Annotated in this window: 13 protein-coding genes; 9 read left to right on the top strand and 4 right to left on the bottom strand. The window is 72.6% G+C overall.

All coding sequences use genetic code 11. The annotated features are described in order from the left end of the window. Window positions 1–46 precede the first annotated feature (46 nt). Genes ABD120_RS08775 through ABD120_RS08750 form a run of 6 tightly spaced genes read left to right on the top strand, consistent with a single transcriptional unit; the run spans window position 47 to window position 7,176 of the window. Window positions 47–1,081, top strand: a complete 1,035-nt coding sequence (locus ABD120_RS08775; RefSeq protein ID WP_343949228.1) for an LLM class flavin-dependent oxidoreductase — start codon at window positions 47–49, stop codon at window positions 1,079–1,081. After that, window positions 1,078–2,313 (top strand): LLM class flavin-dependent oxidoreductase, encoded by a 1,236-nt coding sequence (locus ABD120_RS08770; RefSeq protein WP_343949227.1) that lies wholly within the window; start codon window positions 1,078–1,080, stop codon window positions 2,311–2,313. The genes ABD120_RS08775 and ABD120_RS08770 overlap by 4 nt, the downstream gene beginning before the upstream one ends. Before the next feature lie 27 nt (window positions 2,314–2,340). After that, window positions 2,341–3,945, top strand: coding sequence for an ABC transporter substrate-binding protein (locus tag ABD120_RS08765; RefSeq protein WP_343949226.1), 1,605 nt, complete (start codon window positions 2,341–2,343; stop codon window positions 3,943–3,945). Beyond that, window positions 3,942–4,847: an ABC transporter permease gene (locus tag ABD120_RS08760; protein ID WP_343949225.1), complete on the top strand. Its 906-nt coding sequence runs from the start codon at window positions 3,942–3,944 to the stop codon at window positions 4,845–4,847. Before ABD120_RS08765 ends, ABD120_RS08760 begins: the two co-directional genes overlap by 4 nt. Beyond that, the gene (locus ABD120_RS08755; protein ID WP_343949224.1) at window positions 4,847–5,626 is read left to right on the top strand and encodes an ABC transporter permease; all 780 of its coding nucleotides are present in this window, start codon (window positions 4,847–4,849) and stop codon (window positions 5,624–5,626) included. The genes ABD120_RS08760 and ABD120_RS08755 overlap by 1 nt, the downstream gene beginning before the upstream one ends. Then, complete coding sequence (locus tag ABD120_RS08750; RefSeq protein ID WP_343949223.1) at window positions 5,623–7,176, top strand: dipeptide ABC transporter ATP-binding protein; 1,554 nt, start codon at window positions 5,623–5,625, stop codon at window positions 7,174–7,176. The genes ABD120_RS08755 and ABD120_RS08750 overlap by 4 nt, the downstream gene beginning before the upstream one ends. Here the strand turns inward: ABD120_RS08750 and ABD120_RS08745 are convergent. Continuing rightward, window positions 7,133–8,887, bottom strand: coding sequence for a glycoside hydrolase family 15 protein (locus ABD120_RS08745; protein WP_343949222.1), 1,755 nt, complete (start codon window positions 8,885–8,887; stop codon window positions 7,133–7,135). The genes ABD120_RS08750 and ABD120_RS08745 overlap by 44 nt on opposite strands. Window positions 8,888–8,968: 81 nt before the next feature. Beyond that, entirely contained in the window at window positions 8,969–9,571 is a 603-nt protein-coding gene (yczE, locus tag ABD120_RS08740; protein ID WP_343949221.1) for a membrane protein YczE, read from the bottom strand. 63 nt (window positions 9,572–9,634) lie between these two features. On the opposite strand from yczE, the gene yczR reads away from it, so the two are divergent. Then, complete coding sequence (yczR, locus tag ABD120_RS08735; RefSeq protein ID WP_343949220.1) at window positions 9,635–11,065, top strand: MocR-like transcription factor YczR; 1,431 nt, start codon at window positions 9,635–9,637, stop codon at window positions 11,063–11,065. Here the strand turns inward: yczR and ABD120_RS08730 are convergent. Together ABD120_RS08730 and ABD120_RS08725 are read right to left on the bottom strand one after the other, a co-directional pair. Further along, entirely contained in the window at window positions 11,049–11,663 is a 615-nt protein-coding gene (locus ABD120_RS08730) for a trimeric intracellular cation channel family protein (RefSeq protein WP_343949219.1), read from the bottom strand. The two genes, yczR and ABD120_RS08730, sit on opposite strands and share 17 nt — an antisense overlap. An 11-nt stretch (window positions 11,664–11,674) precedes the next feature. Further along, window positions 11,675–13,162 (bottom strand): peptide MFS transporter, encoded by a 1,488-nt coding sequence (locus ABD120_RS08725; RefSeq protein ID WP_343949218.1) that lies wholly within the window; start codon window positions 13,160–13,162, stop codon window positions 11,675–11,677. Between the two features lie 140 nt (window positions 13,163–13,302). Between ABD120_RS08725 and ABD120_RS08720 the strand changes: the two genes are divergently transcribed. Then, the gene (locus ABD120_RS08720) at window positions 13,303–15,144 is read left to right on the top strand and encodes an AMP-dependent synthetase/ligase (RefSeq protein ID WP_343949217.1); all 1,842 of its coding nucleotides are present in this window, start codon (window positions 13,303–13,305) and stop codon (window positions 15,142–15,144) included. Between the two features lie 69 nt (window positions 15,145–15,213). Beyond that, window positions 15,214–16,404, top strand: a complete 1,191-nt coding sequence (locus ABD120_RS08715; protein WP_343949216.1) for a hypothetical protein — start codon at window positions 15,214–15,216, stop codon at window positions 16,402–16,404. Window positions 16,405–16,463 lie beyond the last annotated feature (59 nt).

Raw genomic sequence — 16,463 nt, 5'->3', positions numbered from 1 at the left:
CCTCCTTTTCCTACCTTTTATATAGGTAATTCGGAGAGGGGCTCGATTGAAGTTCCTGGCCATCACCCTGATCGCGCACACCGGCGCGCAACCGGTCACCGAGCGGCTGCGCGAGGTCGTCGCCGGTGCCGTGCTCGCCGAAGAACTCGGATTCGACGGCTTCGGCGTCGGCGAGCGCCACGAACGGCCCTTTCTGTCCTCCTCGCCGCCCGTCGTCCTCAGCCACATCGCCGCCCGCACCGACACCATCCGCCTCTTCACCGCCGTCACCACGCTGAGCCTGCTCGACCCCGTCCGCGCCTACGAGGACTACGCCACCCTCGACCACCTGTCCGGCGGGCGCCTGGAACTCATCATCGGCAAGGGCAACGGGGCCGCGCAGGCCAAGCTGTTCCACATCACCCCCGAGGACCAGTGGGAACGCAACCGCGAGGGCTACGAACTGCTGCGGCGGCTGTGGGCGGAGGACCACGTCACCTGGCAGGGCCGCTTCCGCCCGCCGCTGGAGGCGGCACAGGCGCTGCCGCGCCCGCTGCAGCCCCGGATCCGGATCTGGCACGGCAGCGCCACCAGCCGCGAGTCCGTCGAACTGGCCGCCCGCCACGGCGACCCGATCTTCTCCGCCAACGTCAGCCACCCCGTCGAGCCGTACGCCGAACTCGTCGCCCACTACCGCGAGCGCTGGGCCCACCACGGCCACGACCCCGCCGACGCGCTCGTGGGCGCCGGCAGTGCCGGGTTCTACGCCGCCAGGACCTCACAGGAGGCCACCGCGACCTACCGGCCGATCTTCGAGGCCAGGCTCGCGCTGCTGCGCTCGCTCGGCGCCGAACCCGTCTTCACCACCCTGGAGGACGCGATCGAACGCTCCTCGCTGCTCGTCGGCAGCCCGGCGCAGATCGCCGAGAAGATCCACCGCTACCACGACAGGCTGGGGCACGAGGTGATGCACCTGCACGCCGACGCCGACGGCCTGACCCCCAGGCAGCACCGCGCCTCGCTCGAACTCTTCCAGAGCGAGATCGCCCCCGTGCTGCGCAAGGAGATCCCCAGCAGGCCCTTCCCCGGAGGCGCGCCATGACACTGCCGCTGTCGGTCCTCGACCTAGCCCCCGTCCTCTCGGGCGGTACGGTCTCCGACGCCCTCGCCCACACCGTTGACCTGGCCCGCAGGGCCGACGACCTCGGCTACCGCCGCTACTGGGTGGCCGAGCACCACTTCGCCCCCGGCGTCGCCGCCTCCGCGCCCGCCGTCCTGATCGCCCTGCTGGCCGGGGCCACCACCGGCATCCGGCTCGGCTCCGGCGCGGTGCAACTCGGGCATCAGACGCCGGTGTCCGTCGTGGAGCAGTTCGGCCTGATCGACGCCCTGCACCCGGGCCGCCTCGACCTCGGGCTCGGCCGCTCGGGCGGCCGCTTCCCGCCTTCCGGTGACCGGGGCGCCGGAACGCCCGATACGCGGGATTCTGCGGAACCTCCTGGTGATTTCGCAGGTGAGAGCCGTGTGACGGTTGAGGGCAGCGTGTCGCCCGCGACCCGGGGGCAGGTCACGACAGACGGGCGGCCGGACGGCGGACGGGAGGTGGGCGGCTTGCTGATCCCCCCGGCCTTCGACTGGTCGGTGCTGGCCGCCGACCCTCGGCTGGCCTTCCAGGCAGGGCTGCTCCAGCAGCCCGGCGCCCGTACCCCCGCCTTCGCCGAGCAGGTCGACGACATCCTCGCCTTCCTGTCCGGCACCTTCAAGGGGCCGGAGGGGCAGGAGGCGCACGCGGTCCCCGGGGAGAACGCCGACGTCGAGGTGTGGATCCTCGGCAGCAGCGGCGGGCAGAGCGCCCGGGTGGCGGGCGAGAGGGGGCTGCCCTTCGCGGCCAACTACCACGTCAGCCCCGCCACCGTGCTGGAGGCCGTCGACGCCTACCGGGCGGCGTTCCGGCCGTCGGCGGCGCTGGCCGAGCCGTACGTGATCGTCTCGGCGGACGTGCTCGTGGCCCCGACCGACGAGGAGGCCGCGCTGCTGGGGTCGCCGTACGGGCTGTGGGTGGCCGACATCCGCGCCGGGCGCGGCGCCCAGCCCTACCCGACGCCCGCGCGGGCGGCCAGGGAGAGCGCCGACCGGAGCCTCGTGGGCGACCGGGTCGACACGCGGTTCGTCGGCTCGCCGCGTACGGTCCTCAGGCGGCTGCGAACCCTGCGCGCGGTCACCGGCGCCGACGAACTCCTGGTCACGACCATCACCCACGCGCACGCCGACCGCGTGCGCTCGTACGAACTGCTGGCCGAGGCGTGGCGGAAAGGCGAAAGCGATGCCCGTTGACCTGTTCGACCCCTCCGGAACCGGCGCGTGAGGCTGCTCGCCGCGCTCGCGGCCCTGGTCCTCCTCAGCACGTCCTGCGCCCGGAGCGGGGCCGGGGCCGCGCCACCCGGGGACAGCCTGATCTGGGCGGTGGAGACCGAGCCCGTCACGTTCAACCCGCACGTGTGGACCCAGAACAAAGCCAGGCTGCTGGTGTTCAACCAGTTCGACGCCCTCGTCGCCCGCGACAGGACCGGGGCCTTCATCCCCTGGCTCGCCACGTCGTGGAAGATCGCCGACGACGGCCTGACCTACACCTTCCGGCTCCGCGACGACGTCACCTTCCACGATGGCGAGAAGTTCGACGCCGCCGCCGTGAAGGCCAACCTCGACCAGTTCCGCGTGCCCGGCTACAACCCGGCCGCCGTCGCCGTCCAACTCGACGCCTTCGCCGGAGCCGACGTGCTCGACCCCGCCACCGTCAGGATCCGGCTCAAGCGCCCGGACGGCCTGTTCCTGGACTTCCTGGCCTCGCCGCACGGCGCCCAGGTCTCCCCGAAGTCCCTCAGGACCGCGCGCGACCTCAAGGCGGGCGGCCCCGACGTCGTCGGCACCGGCCCGTTCATCCTGGACAGGTACGTCAAGGGGCAGGAGGTCAGATACCGCCGCAACCCCGCCTACGCCTGGGCGCCCGCCGGCGCCGCCCACCAGGGCCCCGCCCACCTCGGCGAGATCACCTACCGGTTCCTGCCCGAGGCGGCCGTCCGGGTGGGCGCCCTCACCTCCGGCCAGGTCCAGGTGATCGAGGGCGTGCCCGCGACCGAGATCGGGCTGGTGGAGAAGGACCCGAACCTGGTCTTCGCCTCCGCGCTCAACTCGGGCACCGCCTTCTCCTACTACTTCAACACCGCCCGGCCGCCCTTCGACGACAAACGGGTCCGCCAGGCCTTCCGCGAGGCCGTGGACGTGGACCGGGTCCTCGCCTCCGTCTACCAGGGCAGGGCGGCACGGGCGTGGAGCGTGCTCGCCCAGAGCGGCCCCTTCTACGACCCGGGCCTCGCGGGCGGCTACTCCGGCGACGCCGCGAAGGCCGCGAGCCTGCTGGACGCGGCCGGGTGGAGCGAGCGCGACGCCGAGGGCTACCGGATCAAGGACGGCAGGCGGCTGACCGTGCGCATGGTCACCTCGGCGCCGTACGTGCGCGACCGGCGCGACGTGCTGGCGCAGGCCGTACAGGCGCAGGTCAAGCAGAGCGCGGGCATCGACTTCCGGATCACGGCGGCCGACCAGGGCAGCGCCCAGCGTGCCTGGGACGCCGGCGACTACGAGGTGTTCGAGAACTCGCGCGGCGACACCGACGGCGGCTCCGCACTCAACCTGATCTTCACCTCCGACGGGCCGATCAACCGGACGAAGTACACCGACGAGCGGCTGGACTCCTGGCTCGCCACGGCCGCGTCCGGCGTGAAGAACGCCGACCGGCGCGAACTGTACGCCCGGGTGCAGCGGCTGGTCGTGGCGGAGGAGGCCCTGGTGCTGCCGCTGTACGTGCCGTCGGACCAGCTCGCCTCCCGTACCGGAGTGCAGGGGCTCGGCTTCGACCCGGTGTCCGGCACCCCGGCGAGCGCCTACGACGTGCGCGTGGCCGCATGAGGCGGTTGCTCACCTGCCTCGCGGTGCTGTGGGCCGCGGCCACGACCGCCTACGCGGCACTGCTGCTGGCCCCCGGCGACACCGTCGACAACCTCGTCGGCGACGGTGTCGCCACCCCCGAGGTCCGCGCCGCCGTCGCCGCGGAATGGGGCCTCGACCGGCCGCCGCTCGTGCAGTACCTCGCCTACCTGTGGCGGCTGCTCCACGGCGACCTCGGCCGCTCCTACCAGCTCCAGCGCGGCGTCGGCGAGATCCTGCTCGGCCAGCTCGGACCCACCGCCGAGCTGACGCTGGCCGCCGCGGCCACCGGCGTCGTCCTGGCGCTGGCGCTCGCGCTCCTCACGGCGGGCCGCTCCCGCTGGCCCCGGCGCCTGGCCTCGGCGGGGGAACTGCTCGCGGTGTCGGTGCCGCCGTTCGTCATCGGCACCCTGCTGCTCGCGCTGTTCTCCTTCACCCTCGGCTGGTTCCCGGTCTCGGGCGCGGACGGCGCCCCGGCGCTCGTGCTGCCCGCGCTGGCGCTGGGCCTGCCGATCGCCGGGGTGCTCGGCCAGGTACTGCGCGAGGGCCTCGAACGCGCGCTGGAGCAGCCGTTCGCGCTCACCGCCCGCTCGCGCGGGCTGAGCGAGCGCGCCGTCGTCGCCAGGCACGCCCTGCGGCACGCGCTGGTGCCCGCCGTGACGCTCACCGGCTGGTTCACCGGCGCGCTGCTCGGCGGCGCGGTCATCGTCGAGACGCTGTTCGGCCGTCCGGGGCTCGGCCAGGTCGCGGTCGAGGCCGTCACCGGAGGCGACCTGCCGGTCGTGATGGCCGTCGTGGTCGTCTCCGCAGCCGTGTACGTCGTCATCAGCACCCTGCTCGACCTGCTCTACCGGGTCATCGACCCGAGGCTGCGAGGCGCCTGATGCGGCTGGCCGCCCTCCTCGCCACCGTCGCGGCCGGGCTGGTCTGCATCGGCCTGGCCACCGACCCGCTGGCCGCCGACCCGCTCGCGGCGCTGCGCCCACCCGGCCCCGGCCACTGGTTCGGCACCGACCACCTCGGCCGCGACCTGCTGGCCAGGGTCGTCCACGGCGCCGCCCACTCACTGACGCTCGGCGCCGCCGCCGTCGCGCTCGCCGCAGGCGCCGGGGTGATGCTCGGCCTGTCGGCCGGGCTCGCGCCCCGGTGGCTGGACGAGGCGCTGTCGCGGGCCTTCGACGTGCTGTCCACCTTCCCCGAGGTGCTGCTCGCGCTGCTCGTCATCGCCGTCACCGGGCCGGGCACCGCGAACGTGGTGTTCGCGATCGGCATCGCGCAGATCCCGACGTACGCGCGGGTGATCCGCGCCCAGACCTTCGTCGTACGGCGCGCCGCCTACGTCGAGCAGGCCGTCACCTTCGGCCTGACCCGCACCGCGCTGACCACCCGCCACGTGCTGCCGAACGTCCTCGGCCCGCTGCCGGTGCTGGCCACCATCGGCATGGGCCAGGCGATCATCGCCACCTCCGGCCTCAGCTTCCTCGGCATGGGCCCGCAGCCGCCCGCCCCCGAGTGGGGCTCGATGCTGTCCGAGGCGCGCAACTACCTGAGGGTGGCCTGGTGGGAGGCGCTGTTCCCGGCCGCCGCCATCGTCGTGACCGTCGTCTGCCTGACTGTGCTCGGCCGCCGTCTGCAACGTCGCTTCGAGGGGAGAGCCGCATGACCCTGCTGCGCGTCGAGAACCTGCGCGCCCGTTTCGGACCGGGCAAGGAGGTGGTGAGCGGCCTGTCCCTGGAGATCTCCGCAGGTCAGTGCGTGGCGCTCGTGGGCGAGTCCGGCTCCGGCAAGAGCGTCACCGCCCGCGCGCTGCTCGGCCTGTCCGGCGCCGAGGTCGACTCCACCCGCTTCGAGGTCGGCGGCCGGGACGCGCGCGCCTTCACCGAGCGCGACTGGCGGGCCGTCAGAGGGCGCTTCGCCGGGCTGGTGCTCCAGGATGCGCTCGGCTCTCTCGACCCGCTGCGGACCGTGGGCGCCGAGATCGCCGAGACGCTCAGGATCGCCGGGCGTGTTCCGCGCTCCCGCCGCGCCGAGGAGGCGGTCAGGCTCCTGACCGCCGTCGGCGTCCCGGAGCCGCGCACCAGGGCCGCGCAGTACCCCCACCAGCTGTCCGGCGGCCTGCGCCAGCGCGCCCTCATCGCCTCCGCGGTCGCCGCCGACCCGCCGCTGCTCATCGCCGACGAGCCGACCACCGCGCTCGACGCCACCGTCCAGGCGCAGATCCTGCGCCTGCTGGCCGCCCGCACCGCGCAGGGCGGCGCGCTGCTGCTGATCAGCCACGACCTGGCCGTGGTCGCCGCGCTCGCCGACCACGTCCTGGTCATGCGCGAGGGCCGGGTCGTCGAGCAGGGACCCGCCGACCGGCTGCTCACCGACCCCCGGCACCCCTACACCCGCGCCCTGCTCGATGCCGTCCCCTCCGGCCGCGCCGCCCGCCCGGCGGTCCCCTCGGCGGCGGCGCCCGTCCTCAGCGCCACCGGGCTCGGCCACTCCTACGGCTCCCGCCACGCCGTCCGCGACGTCTCCCTCACGCTGCGCGGCGGCGAGACCCTGGGCGTCGTCGGCGAGTCCGGTTCGGGCAAGACCACGCTCGCCCGCCTGCTGCTCGGCCTCCTCGAACCCGCGACCGGACAGGTGCTGCTGCACGGGCAGCCGTGGAGCGGCCTGCCGGAGAAGGCCAGGAGGCGGCGATGCCACCGGATCCAGGTCGTCTCCCAGCATCCGCTCGGCTCCTTCGACCCCCGCTACACCGTCGCCCGCGTCGTCGGCGAACCCCTCCCGGCGGCGGGCCGCGAGCAGGCCGTCCTCGACCTGCTCGCCCGCGTCGGGCTCGGCCCCGAACACGCCGCCCGCCACCCGCGCGAGCTGTCCGGCGGCCAGCGCCAGCGCGTCGCCATCGCCAGGGCGCTCGGCCCCCGCCCCGACGTCCTCGTCTGCGACGAGCCCGTCTCCGCCCTCGACGTCGTCATCCAGGCCCAGGTGCTCGACCTGCTCGCCCGCCTCAAGCAGGAGGACGGCACCGCGCTGGTGTTCGTCTCCCACGACCTCGGCGTGATCCGCCGGATCAGCGACCGCGTCCTGGTCATGAAGGACGGCCGGGTGGTCGAGGAGGGCGACGCGGAGGAGGTCTTCCTCTTCCCGTCGCACCCCTACACGCGCGAACTGCTGTCGGCTACGACAGCGCGCGGGCCGCGTGCACGAGAGGCACGTGGCTGAAAGCCTGGGGGAAGTTGCCCACCAACCGCTCGTAGCGCGGATCGTACTCCTCCGCCAGCAGCCCGAGGTCGTTGCGCAGCGCGAGCAGGCGGCAGAACAGCTCCTCCGCCTCCTTCTTGCGCCCCTGCATCGCCATCACCTCGACCAGCCAGAAGCTGCACGCCAGGAACGCGCCCTCGGCCCCGGGCAGGCCGTCCACGTCGTTGGCCTCGGCCACCGGGTAACGCAGCACGAAACCGTCGGACAGCAGCTCCTTCTCGATGGCCGCCACCGTGCCCGCGACCCGGGGGTCGTCGATCGGCAGGAAGCCCACGAGCGGGATGAGCAGCAGCGAGGCGTCCAGCTCCGTCGAGCCGTACGACTGGGTGAAGGTGTTGCGCACCGGGTCGTAGCCCTTGTCGCAGATCTCGGCGTGGACGGTGTCGCGCAGTTCCCTCCACTTGGCGACCGGGCCGGTCCTGCCGAACTCCTCCACGTACCTGACCGCGCGGTCGAGCGCCACCCAGCACATGACCTTGGAGTGGGTGAAGTGGCGGCGCGGGCCGCGCACCTCCCACAGGCCCTCGTCCGGCTCGTCCCAGTGCTCGGCCACGTAGTCGAGCAGTTCCCGCTGGATCGACCAGGCGCGCTCGTCCGCGCCCAGGCCCTTGGTCCTGGCGGTGTACAGCGAGCCCATGACCTCGCCGTACACGTCGAGCTGCAACTGCTCGACGGCGCCGTTGCCGATGCGCACCGGCCGGGAGTCCTCGTAGCCGTCGAGCCAGTCGAGCTCCAGTTCGGGCAGGCGGCGCTCGCCGGCGACGCCGTACATGATCTGCAGGTCCTGGGGACGGCCCGCGATGGCGCGCAGCAGCCAGGCCCGCCAGTCGGCGGCCTCGTCGATGTAGCCGGAGCTGATGAGCGCGTCCACCGTCATCGTGGCGTCGCGCAGCCAGCAGTAGCGGTAGTCCCAGTTGCGCACTCCGCCGAGGTCCTCCGGCAGGGACGTGGTGGCGGCGGCCACGATGCCGCCGGTCGGCGCGTACGTGAGCGCCTTCAGCGTGATCAGCGACCGGACCACGGCCTCCCGGTGCGGCCCGTCGTAGCTGCACTGGGAGACCCATTCGGTCCACAGGCTCTCGGTCTCGTGAAGCTGCTCCTCCGCCGAGATCTCGGCCGGCATGCTCTGGTGGGAGGGGTGCCAGGTGAACACGAACGGCAGCCGCTCGCCCTCCTTGACGTGGAAGGTGGCGCGGTGGGCGTAGTCGCCGCCCTTGAGCGGCACCGGCGAGTGCAGCCACGCCGAGTCCGGCCCGCCCACCGCCTGCAGATGCCCGTCCGTACGGCGCACCCACGGCACGATCCGGCCGTAGTCGAAACGCACACGCAGCACCGTCGAGACCTCCACGCTGCCCGACACGCCCTCGACGATGCGCACCACGTCCGGGTTGACGTCGCGCGGCGGCATGAAGTCGATCACCCGGACGGTCCCCGTCGGCGTGTCCCACTCGCTTTCGAGGATGAGGGTGTCCGGCCGGTACCTGCGCCTGGTGGCGTGCTTGCGGCCGGTGGGCCCGAGCCACCAGTGCCCGTTGCGCTCGCTGCCGAGCAGCGAGGCGAAGCAGGACGGCGAGTCGAACCTGGGCAGGCACAGCCAGTCGATGGAGCCGTCGCGCCCGACGAGCGCGGCCGACTGCATGTCTCCGATCAGGGCGTAGTCCTCGATACGCATGGGACCGACGCTACTCGGTTGACGGGTGACCTCGGGGCAGCGGTCGGCGATGTCGCGTCATCGCAGACCGCTGTCCCGAGGTCAGTTCAGGGGGAACCAGCGGGTGAACAGCTGGGTCATGGGGCCGACGGCCAGCGCGAACACCAGCGTGCCGAGGCCGACGACCCCGCCGAGCAACCACCCTGCGGTGAGGACGCTCGCCTCCAGGAGGAAGCGGGCCAGCCGGACCGACAGCCCCAGGCGCACCAGGCCGATCATGAGGCCGTCGCGCGGGCCGGCACCCATTCCGGCGCCGATGTACAGGACGGTGGCGAAGGCGATCACGACCACGCCGCCCAGCGTGTAGCCCCAGCTCAGGCTCCAGTGGTGCGGTGCGGGCAGCAGCCAGAGGGCGGCGTCGGCGAACAGGCCGACGAGCAGGACGTTGCTGATGGTGCCGAGGCCCGGCTTCTGCCGGAGCGGGATCCACAGCAGCATGACCAGGGCGCCGACCACGATGATCATCGTGCCGATGGTCAGCCCAGTCCTGAGGGCCAGTCCCTGGGCGAAGGCGTCCCATGGGCTGCTACCGAGGCCGGAGCTGATCTGCAGGGCGACGCCGAGGCCGTACAGGGCAAGGCCGCAGTAGAGGCGGGCCAGCCGGGAGGGCAGCGACCCCACGCCAGGAGCGGTCTGATGGCTCATAGTGGCCACACCATGGCAGGTCCCCGGCTTGCCATAACAGAGCCAATCACGAAAATTGGTCTTATGAGGTATCTGAGTGCGACCCAGGTGGCCAGGCTCGTGGACGTGCCACGCGGGGCCCGCCCCTACTACCGGGCCCTCGCCGGGTCCGTGCGCGCGCTCATCATGGACGGGCAGATCCCCGTCCGCGTGCGCATGCCCGCAGAACGCCACCTCGCCGAGACCCTCGACGTCAGCCGCACCACCGTCACCTCCGCCTACGACCTGCTGCGCGAGCAGGGCTACCTCGACAGCAGGCAGGGCGCGGGAAGCTGGACCGCGCTGCCCGACCCCGCCGAGCTCGCCGACAACCCGTGGCTGTCCACCGGCGACGACGGGCTGCTGCAGATGCACTGCGCCGCCCCGCCCGCCCCCAGCCTGCTCCACGAGGCCATGACCGAGGCGGCGCAGGACGTCGCCCGCCACGGCATGGGCAACGGCTACCACCCCATGGGCCTGCCCCAGCTGCGCGAACGGGTGGCCGCCCACTACACCGAACGCGGCGTCGCCACCCGGCCCGAGCAGATCCTCATCACCACCGGCAGCCAGCACGCCCTCCAACTCGTCACCGGGGTCCTGCTCGGGCGGGGAGAGGCGATGATCGTGGAGTCGCCGACGTACACGCACGCCATGGACGTGGCCCGCCAGCACGGCGGGCGCATCGTGCCCGTCGGCGTCTCCCACGAGGGCTGGCGGCCCGACCTGGTCGCCGGGGCCATGCGGCAGTCGGCGGCCCGGCTCGCCTACCTGATGCCCGACTTCCAGAACCCCACCGGCGCCTTCATGGACGAGGCCACCCGCGCCGCCGTCGCCGGCGCCGCTCGGCGTGCGGGCACCACACTGCTCATCGACGAGACCTGGGCCGAACTCGCCCTCGACGACCTGCCGCGCACCGCGCCCATGGCCGCCTTCGACACCGACAGCCGGGTCGTCACCATCGGCTCGGCCTCCAAGCTGTGGTGGGGCGGGCTGCGCATCGGCTGGATCCGCACCACCGCCGCCCTCGCCCGCCGCCTGGCCCAGCACCGGGCCGCCATCGACATCGCCAGCCCGGTGCTGGAGCAACTCGTGGTCGCGCGCCTGTTCGACCGGCTGGAGGCCACCCGCGCCGAGCGGCGCCGCACCCTGCGCGTCTCACGGCAGGCGCTCGCGGGCGCGCTGCGCGAGCGCCTGCCCGGATGGGCCTTCAGCCTGCCGCCCGGCGGCGGCACGCTGTGGATCCGCCTGGAGCCGGGCGAGAGCTCCACCGCCCTCGCCGAGGCCGCCGCCTACCACGGCGTACGGCTGGCCCCCGGCCCCTGGTTCGGGCTGGAGGGCACCCTGGAGTCCTACCTGCGGCTGCCGTACACGCAGCCGCCGCAGGTGCTGGCCGACGCCGTCGAACGCATCGCCAGGGCCCGCGAACGGGGGCCCGTAGGTCCCCGTCCCGCCGACACACTCATTCCGACGGTCTGACCCCGCGCGCCAGCGGCGCCCGCCAGCCGTAGCGCATCGCCGCGATGCGCAGCCCGAAGGCCAGCAGCGCCGCCGCCAGCGTGGCCGGCCAGCCGTGCAGGTCGGTCACGTACAGCCCGGCCATGGCCGCGGAACCCGCCATCGCGGGCACCGCGTACAACTGCCGGTCGTACAGCAGCGTCGGGATCTCGCCCGCGAGCATGTCGCGCAGCATGCCGCCGCCCACGGCCGTTGTCACCCCGAGCAGCACCGCGTGCAGCGGGTTGAGCCCGTAGTCGAGCGCCTTCTCGGTGCCGACCGCGCTGAACAGGCCGAGGCCCGCCGCGTCCAGCACCATGATCGCGGGCATCACCCTGGCCACGTGCGGATGCCAGAACGCCACGATGACCGTCGCGGCGAGCGGCACGAGCACGTACCCGAGGCTCACGAACGCCGCCGGGCGCACGTTCAGGATCAGGTCGCGGACCACACCGCCGCCGAGCGCGGTCATCTCCGCCAGTACCGCCATGCCGACCACGTCGAGCCGCTTGCGCACTCCCATGAGCGCCCCGGTCAGCGCGAACACGAAGATGCCGGCCAGGTCGAGAATCTCTGACACGGTGGAAATTTCTACCGGATCGGGGGCACAGACGGCACATGGTGCTCGGCCATCATCTCCCTGAGCCTGCGCACGAACAGCAGCAGCGCGATGCCCGCGACGATCGCCATCGCGGCCAGCACCAGGTAGTAGGCGGTGTCCGGCATCACCCGGCTGAGCCGTCCGGTCTGCCCGCCCACCGCGTCGCCCACCGACACCGCGATGAACCACACCCCGAGCATCTGCCCCTTGAACGCCTGCGGCGCCAGCTTCGTCGTCACCGACAGGCCCACCGGACTCAGCGACAGCTCGCCGAAGACCTGGATCAGGTAGACCAGCACCAGCCACCACACGCTCACCCGGCCGCTCTCGGCGAGCTTGGCGGCCACCGACATCACCACGAAGCTCAGCCCGATCATGATCAGCGCGAAGGCGAACTTCTGCGGCGTGCTCACCCGGTTGCCCAGCTTGAGCCACAGCGCGGCGAAGAACGGCACGAAGATCATGATGAACAGCGGGTTGAACGCCTGCGTGGTCGCCGCCTGGATCTGCACGCCGAACAGGGTCAGGTCGGTGTTGTTCTGGGCGAAGAACAGCAGCTTGCTCGGCGCCAGGTCGTAGATCATCCAGAAGATGGCCGCCGCGACGAACAGCCAGATGTAGGCCTTCATCCGCGAGCGCTCGTCGTCGCTCAGCCCGTGCGGGCCGTACATGACGTAGGAGAAGTAGACGATCGGGACGGCCAGGATGATCACCGTCACGACCAGGGTGAACCCGTCGAGGGTGAAGGTGCCGGAGGCCGCCCACACCCCCAGCGCGAGCGCCGCGAGCGCCGCGCACAGCAGCATCAGGCGCAGCACCCGCGTGCGCTCGCCGGGGGTGAGCGGCTCACCCGGCCGGTCGCCGACGCCGCGCAGGTTCTCCCGGCCCAGCACGTACTGCAGCAGGCCCAGCGCCATGCCGACCGCCGCCGCGCCGAAGCCCAGGTGCCAGCGGTTGTCGGCGGCCAGCCAGCCCACGACGATCGGGGCGAAGAACGCCCCCAGGTTGATGCCCAGGTAGAACAGCGAGAAGCCGGAGTCGCGGCGGGCGTCCTCGTCGTCGCGGTACAGCTTGCCGACCATCACCGAGATGTTCGGCTTCAGCAGGCCGGTGCCCACGATGATCAGCAGCAGGCCCAGCGCGACGAACGCCGGACCCCGCACCGGCACCGCCATGCTGATGTGGCCCAGCATGATGACGAAACCACCCCAGAACACCGAGCGCCGCGCGCCCAGGATCCGGTCGGCCACCCAGCCGCCCGGCAGCGCCACCAGGTAGATCAGCGCCCCGTACACACCGACGACCGCCTGCGCGGTCTCCTCCGTCATGCCGAGGCCGCCGACCGCGGGGGAGGCCGCCATGAACGTGGCCAGGATCGCGCGCAGGCCGTACCAGCTGAAGCGCTCCCACATCTCCGTGCCGAACAGGGTCGCCAGACCCCACGGATGGCCGAAGAAGGTCTTGCCGCCCTCGCTCATGCACGTCCCCCGAACGCCGCGTCAAGCATGTGATCAACCACTGTACGTGACGGACCGGTTACTGCCCCGCAGGGCTCTTGCCGCCCTTTGCCCCGTGTGGTGCGATGCATCCGACCAGCGCACTGTCTGGAGGCGGTTGCATGACCGGGATCCTTGAAGTCCGTGCCGAGATCGAGGCGAGCATCGCCGGCCTCACTCTGTGTGAGCATCTCCACCGCGTGGCCCGGGACCATCCCGGCTCCCCCGCCTACTCCGATCCCGCGCCCGGCGGCGGATGGGACACCCTCACCTACGGCCAGGCCCGCGAGAGCGTGCTGCGCATCGCCGCCGCCTTCGCCGGACTCGGCCTGCGGCCCGGCGAGGTCGTCGCGCTCATGATGGCCAACCGCACCGAGCACGTGCTCGCCGACCTCGGCGCCGTCCACGCGGGCGGGGTGAGCTGCTCCGTCTACTCGACGTTCGCGCCCGACCAGGTCGCCCACGTCGCCGGTGACGTCGACGCGCGCTTCGCCGTACTCGGCGGGCCGGCCGACCTCGAACGCTGGCTGCCCGTACTCGGCGAACTGGGCGGGCTGCGGCGGATCGTCATGCTCGACGGGGCGCCGAGGGACGACCCCCGCTTCCTGTCGTGGGAGGACTTCCTCGCGGAGGGGGAGCGCCGGCTGGCCGAGGACCCCGCCGGCGTCGAGGCCCGCTGGCGCTCCGTCGCCCCCGAGGACGTCCTCACCGTCCTGTACACCTCAGGCACCACCGGCATGCCCAAGGGCGTGCCGCTCACCCACCGCAACGTCCTGTACGAGATCGAGGCCAGCGCGCGCAGGCTGCCGCTGTCGACGCACGGCGCCCAGATCTCCTACCTCACCTACGCCCACATCGCCGAACGCGTCCTCAGCCTCTACCTGCCGCTCGTGCAGATCTCCCACGTGCACTTCTGCACCGACCTGTCGACGCTCGGCGCCGTCATCGGCCAGGTGCGGCCGACGATGTTCTTCGGCGTGCCCCGCGTCTGGGAGAAGATGATGGGCAGGCTCCAGGGCCTGCTCGCCACCCAGCCGCAGGAGCAGCAGGACCGGGTGCGCGCCGCCATGGCGGCCGGCCTCGCCTACATCGAAGCCGGTCAGTACGGCGGCGCCGTCACCCCCGAGATCCGCGCCGCCTACGAGCGGGCCGACGCCGAGATCCTGTCGGTCGTGCGCGCCCTGATCGGCTTCGACCGCGCCGAGTGGACCCCCACGGGCGCCGCGCCGCTGCCCCTCGACGTGCAGCGCTTCTTCGCCGGGCTCGGCCTCAAGGTCGTCGACGTGTACGGCATGACCGAGACCACCGCCGCCGTCACCGTCAACAGCCCGGACGCCTACCGCCTCGGCACCGTCGGTCTCCCCGAGCCCGGTGTCGAGATCCGGGTCGCGGACGACGGCGAGATCCTCACCCGCAGCCCGCTCAACACCGCCGGCTACCTCAACCGCCCGGAGGAGACCTCGGCGCTCATCGACGGCGACGGCTGGCTGCACACCGGCGACATCGGCAGCCTCGACGCCGACGGTTTCCTCAGTGTCGTCGACCGCAAGAAGGAACTGATCATCACCTCCGGTGGCGAGAACATCTCGCCGGCCGTCATCGAGGCCCACCTCAAGGAGCACCCGCTCATCGGGCAGGCCCTCGTCTACGGCGACCTGCGCCCCTACCCCGTCGCGGTCCTCACCCTCGACGGCGAGAGCGCGCCGTTTTGGGCGCGCTCGCGCGGCATCGGCTTCTCCGCGACGGCCGAGCTGGCCGCGCACGACGCGGTCCTGAAGGAGGTCGGGGCCGCGGTCGACGCCGCCAATGCCCGGCTGGCCCGGGTGCAGCAGGTCAAGCGGTGGGCGCTGCTCGAAACCGAGTGGACGGCCGAGACGCAGGAGCTGACGCCGAGCCTGAAGCTGCGCAGGCGGGTCATCCACGCCAAGTACGCCGACGTCATCGACGGCCTCTACGGCACCTGAGGCGGCTTTGCCGATCGGGGCGTGTGTCCTGTCCCTGGTCATTACCGGACGCTTCCTACCGTCTCGATCATGACCAGCAACAGCCTTCTCGCCTCGCTCGCGGCGGGGGCGCTCGCCGCGCCCCTGCTCGGGCCCGTGCCCGCCGCGGCCCAGGACGAGCTCGCCATCCGCGAGATCGTCGTACGGCCCGCCGAACCGGTCGTCGGGGCCAGCGGTTCGGTCCGTCTCGTCATCGACGTCGTCGCCACGGGGGTGGGCGGGCAGGACGGGGTGACCGTCAAGGTCGAGCCCGGTTCGCCGCCCCGGTCCGGGCCGGAGGGACAGCCGGAGTCCGGCCAGCCGCCTGCGGCCACGCCTTCCGGCGCCGTGATCTCCGCCGCGCCGTCTGATGCGGTGGCAGGGACGGGGGCCAGGGTGGTGGCCGTGGCCAGGCCGTCGGAGGAGGCGCCCGCTGTGGTGGCGTCGTCCGACACCTCGGTCAGGGCTCCGTTCACGGGGGTCTCGGCCGTGGGCGACATGGCCGGGGGGTTCGCGCCCGCCGTCCCCGGTCCGTCGGGGGGTGACCCCGGCGCTCAGGCGCTCGCGGGGGCCCAGGAGGCCCTGAACGCCCCTCAGAAGGCCCTGACGGGCGAAGAGGGGGTATTCGTGCCAGTCCGGCATCCGGAGTCCTGTACGGAGGCCCTGGCGGCGCCGGATCGCGGCCCGGCCGCCCGTACGGTCTCGGCCCGGCCGGGCATCTCGGCCGGGCACGCGGGGGCTCGGCGCGTGGCGGCCGGGTGGACGGGCACCGCCGTCGGCCCGCAGGACGACGACGGGGCGGAGACCTGGCGTTTCCTGCCGGAGAAGGGCCTCAACCGCTACTACCCCTCCGGCGTCTGGACGATCGCCGCCACGGCGAAGGCGGCCGACGGCCGGACCGTGACGGCCTACGAGTCGTTCAAGCTGCGGCGCGAGACCAGGCTCACGTCGGTGACGGCGCTGAAGGTGCCCGGTGAGCGGGCCGTGAAGCTGCGCGGGGTGCTGACCCGCGTCGACCCGGAGGGCTACACGGACTACTCGCCCTACGGCAACCAGCGGATGGAGATCCACTACCGCAGGGACGCCGACGACGTGTGGCAGCTCATGGCGGCGGCCACCACGACGACCACCGGCGCGTTCACCCGCACGGTGGAGGGCAGGGTGCGGGGCCAATGGCGCGCTTCCTTCCCCGGAACCACCCATTACGCCACTAAGTACTCACAAATACGACAAATCGGATAAATGGCTAAATAGTGTGTCAGGTGTTGTGAGATTCGGTCGGATAAACCCGACCGGCGGCG

The sequence above is a fragment of the Nonomuraea longicatena genome (genome assembly GCF_039525605.1).
Taxonomy (GTDB): domain Bacteria; phylum Actinomycetota; class Actinomycetes; order Streptosporangiales; family Streptosporangiaceae; genus Nonomuraea; species Nonomuraea longicatena.
This window is presented reverse-complemented; position numbering and strand designations above follow the sequence as displayed.

Coding starts and splice junctions, on each gene's coding strand:
- ABD120_RS08750 (WP_343949223.1), top strand. CDS start 5,623: ATGACCCTGCTGCGCGTCGAGAACCTGCGCGCCCGTTTCGGACCGGGC.
- ABD120_RS08715 (WP_343949216.1), top strand. CDS start 15,214: ATGACCAGCAACAGCCTTCTCGCCTCGCTCGCGGCGGGGGCGCTCGCC.
- ABD120_RS08755 (WP_343949224.1), top strand. CDS start 4,847: ATGCGGCTGGCCGCCCTCCTCGCCACCGTCGCGGCCGGGCTGGTCTGC.
- ABD120_RS08760 (WP_343949225.1), top strand. CDS start 3,942: ATGAGGCGGTTGCTCACCTGCCTCGCGGTGCTGTGGGCCGCGGCCACG.
- ABD120_RS08770 (WP_343949227.1), top strand. CDS start 1,078: ATGACACTGCCGCTGTCGGTCCTCGACCTAGCCCCCGTCCTCTCGGGC.
- ABD120_RS08725 (WP_343949218.1), bottom strand. CDS start 13,162: ATGAGCGAGGGCGGCAAGACCTTCTTCGGCCATCCGTGGGGTCTGGCG.
- ABD120_RS08720 (WP_343949217.1), top strand. CDS start 13,303: ATGACCGGGATCCTTGAAGTCCGTGCCGAGATCGAGGCGAGCATCGCC.
- ABD120_RS08745 (WP_343949222.1), bottom strand. CDS start 8,887: ATGCGTATCGAGGACTACGCCCTGATCGGAGACATGCAGTCGGCCGCG.
- yczE (WP_343949221.1), bottom strand. CDS start 9,571: ATGAGCCATCAGACCGCTCCTGGCGTGGGGTCGCTGCCCTCCCGGCTG.
- yczR (WP_343949220.1), top strand. CDS start 9,635: ATGAGGTATCTGAGTGCGACCCAGGTGGCCAGGCTCGTGGACGTGCCA.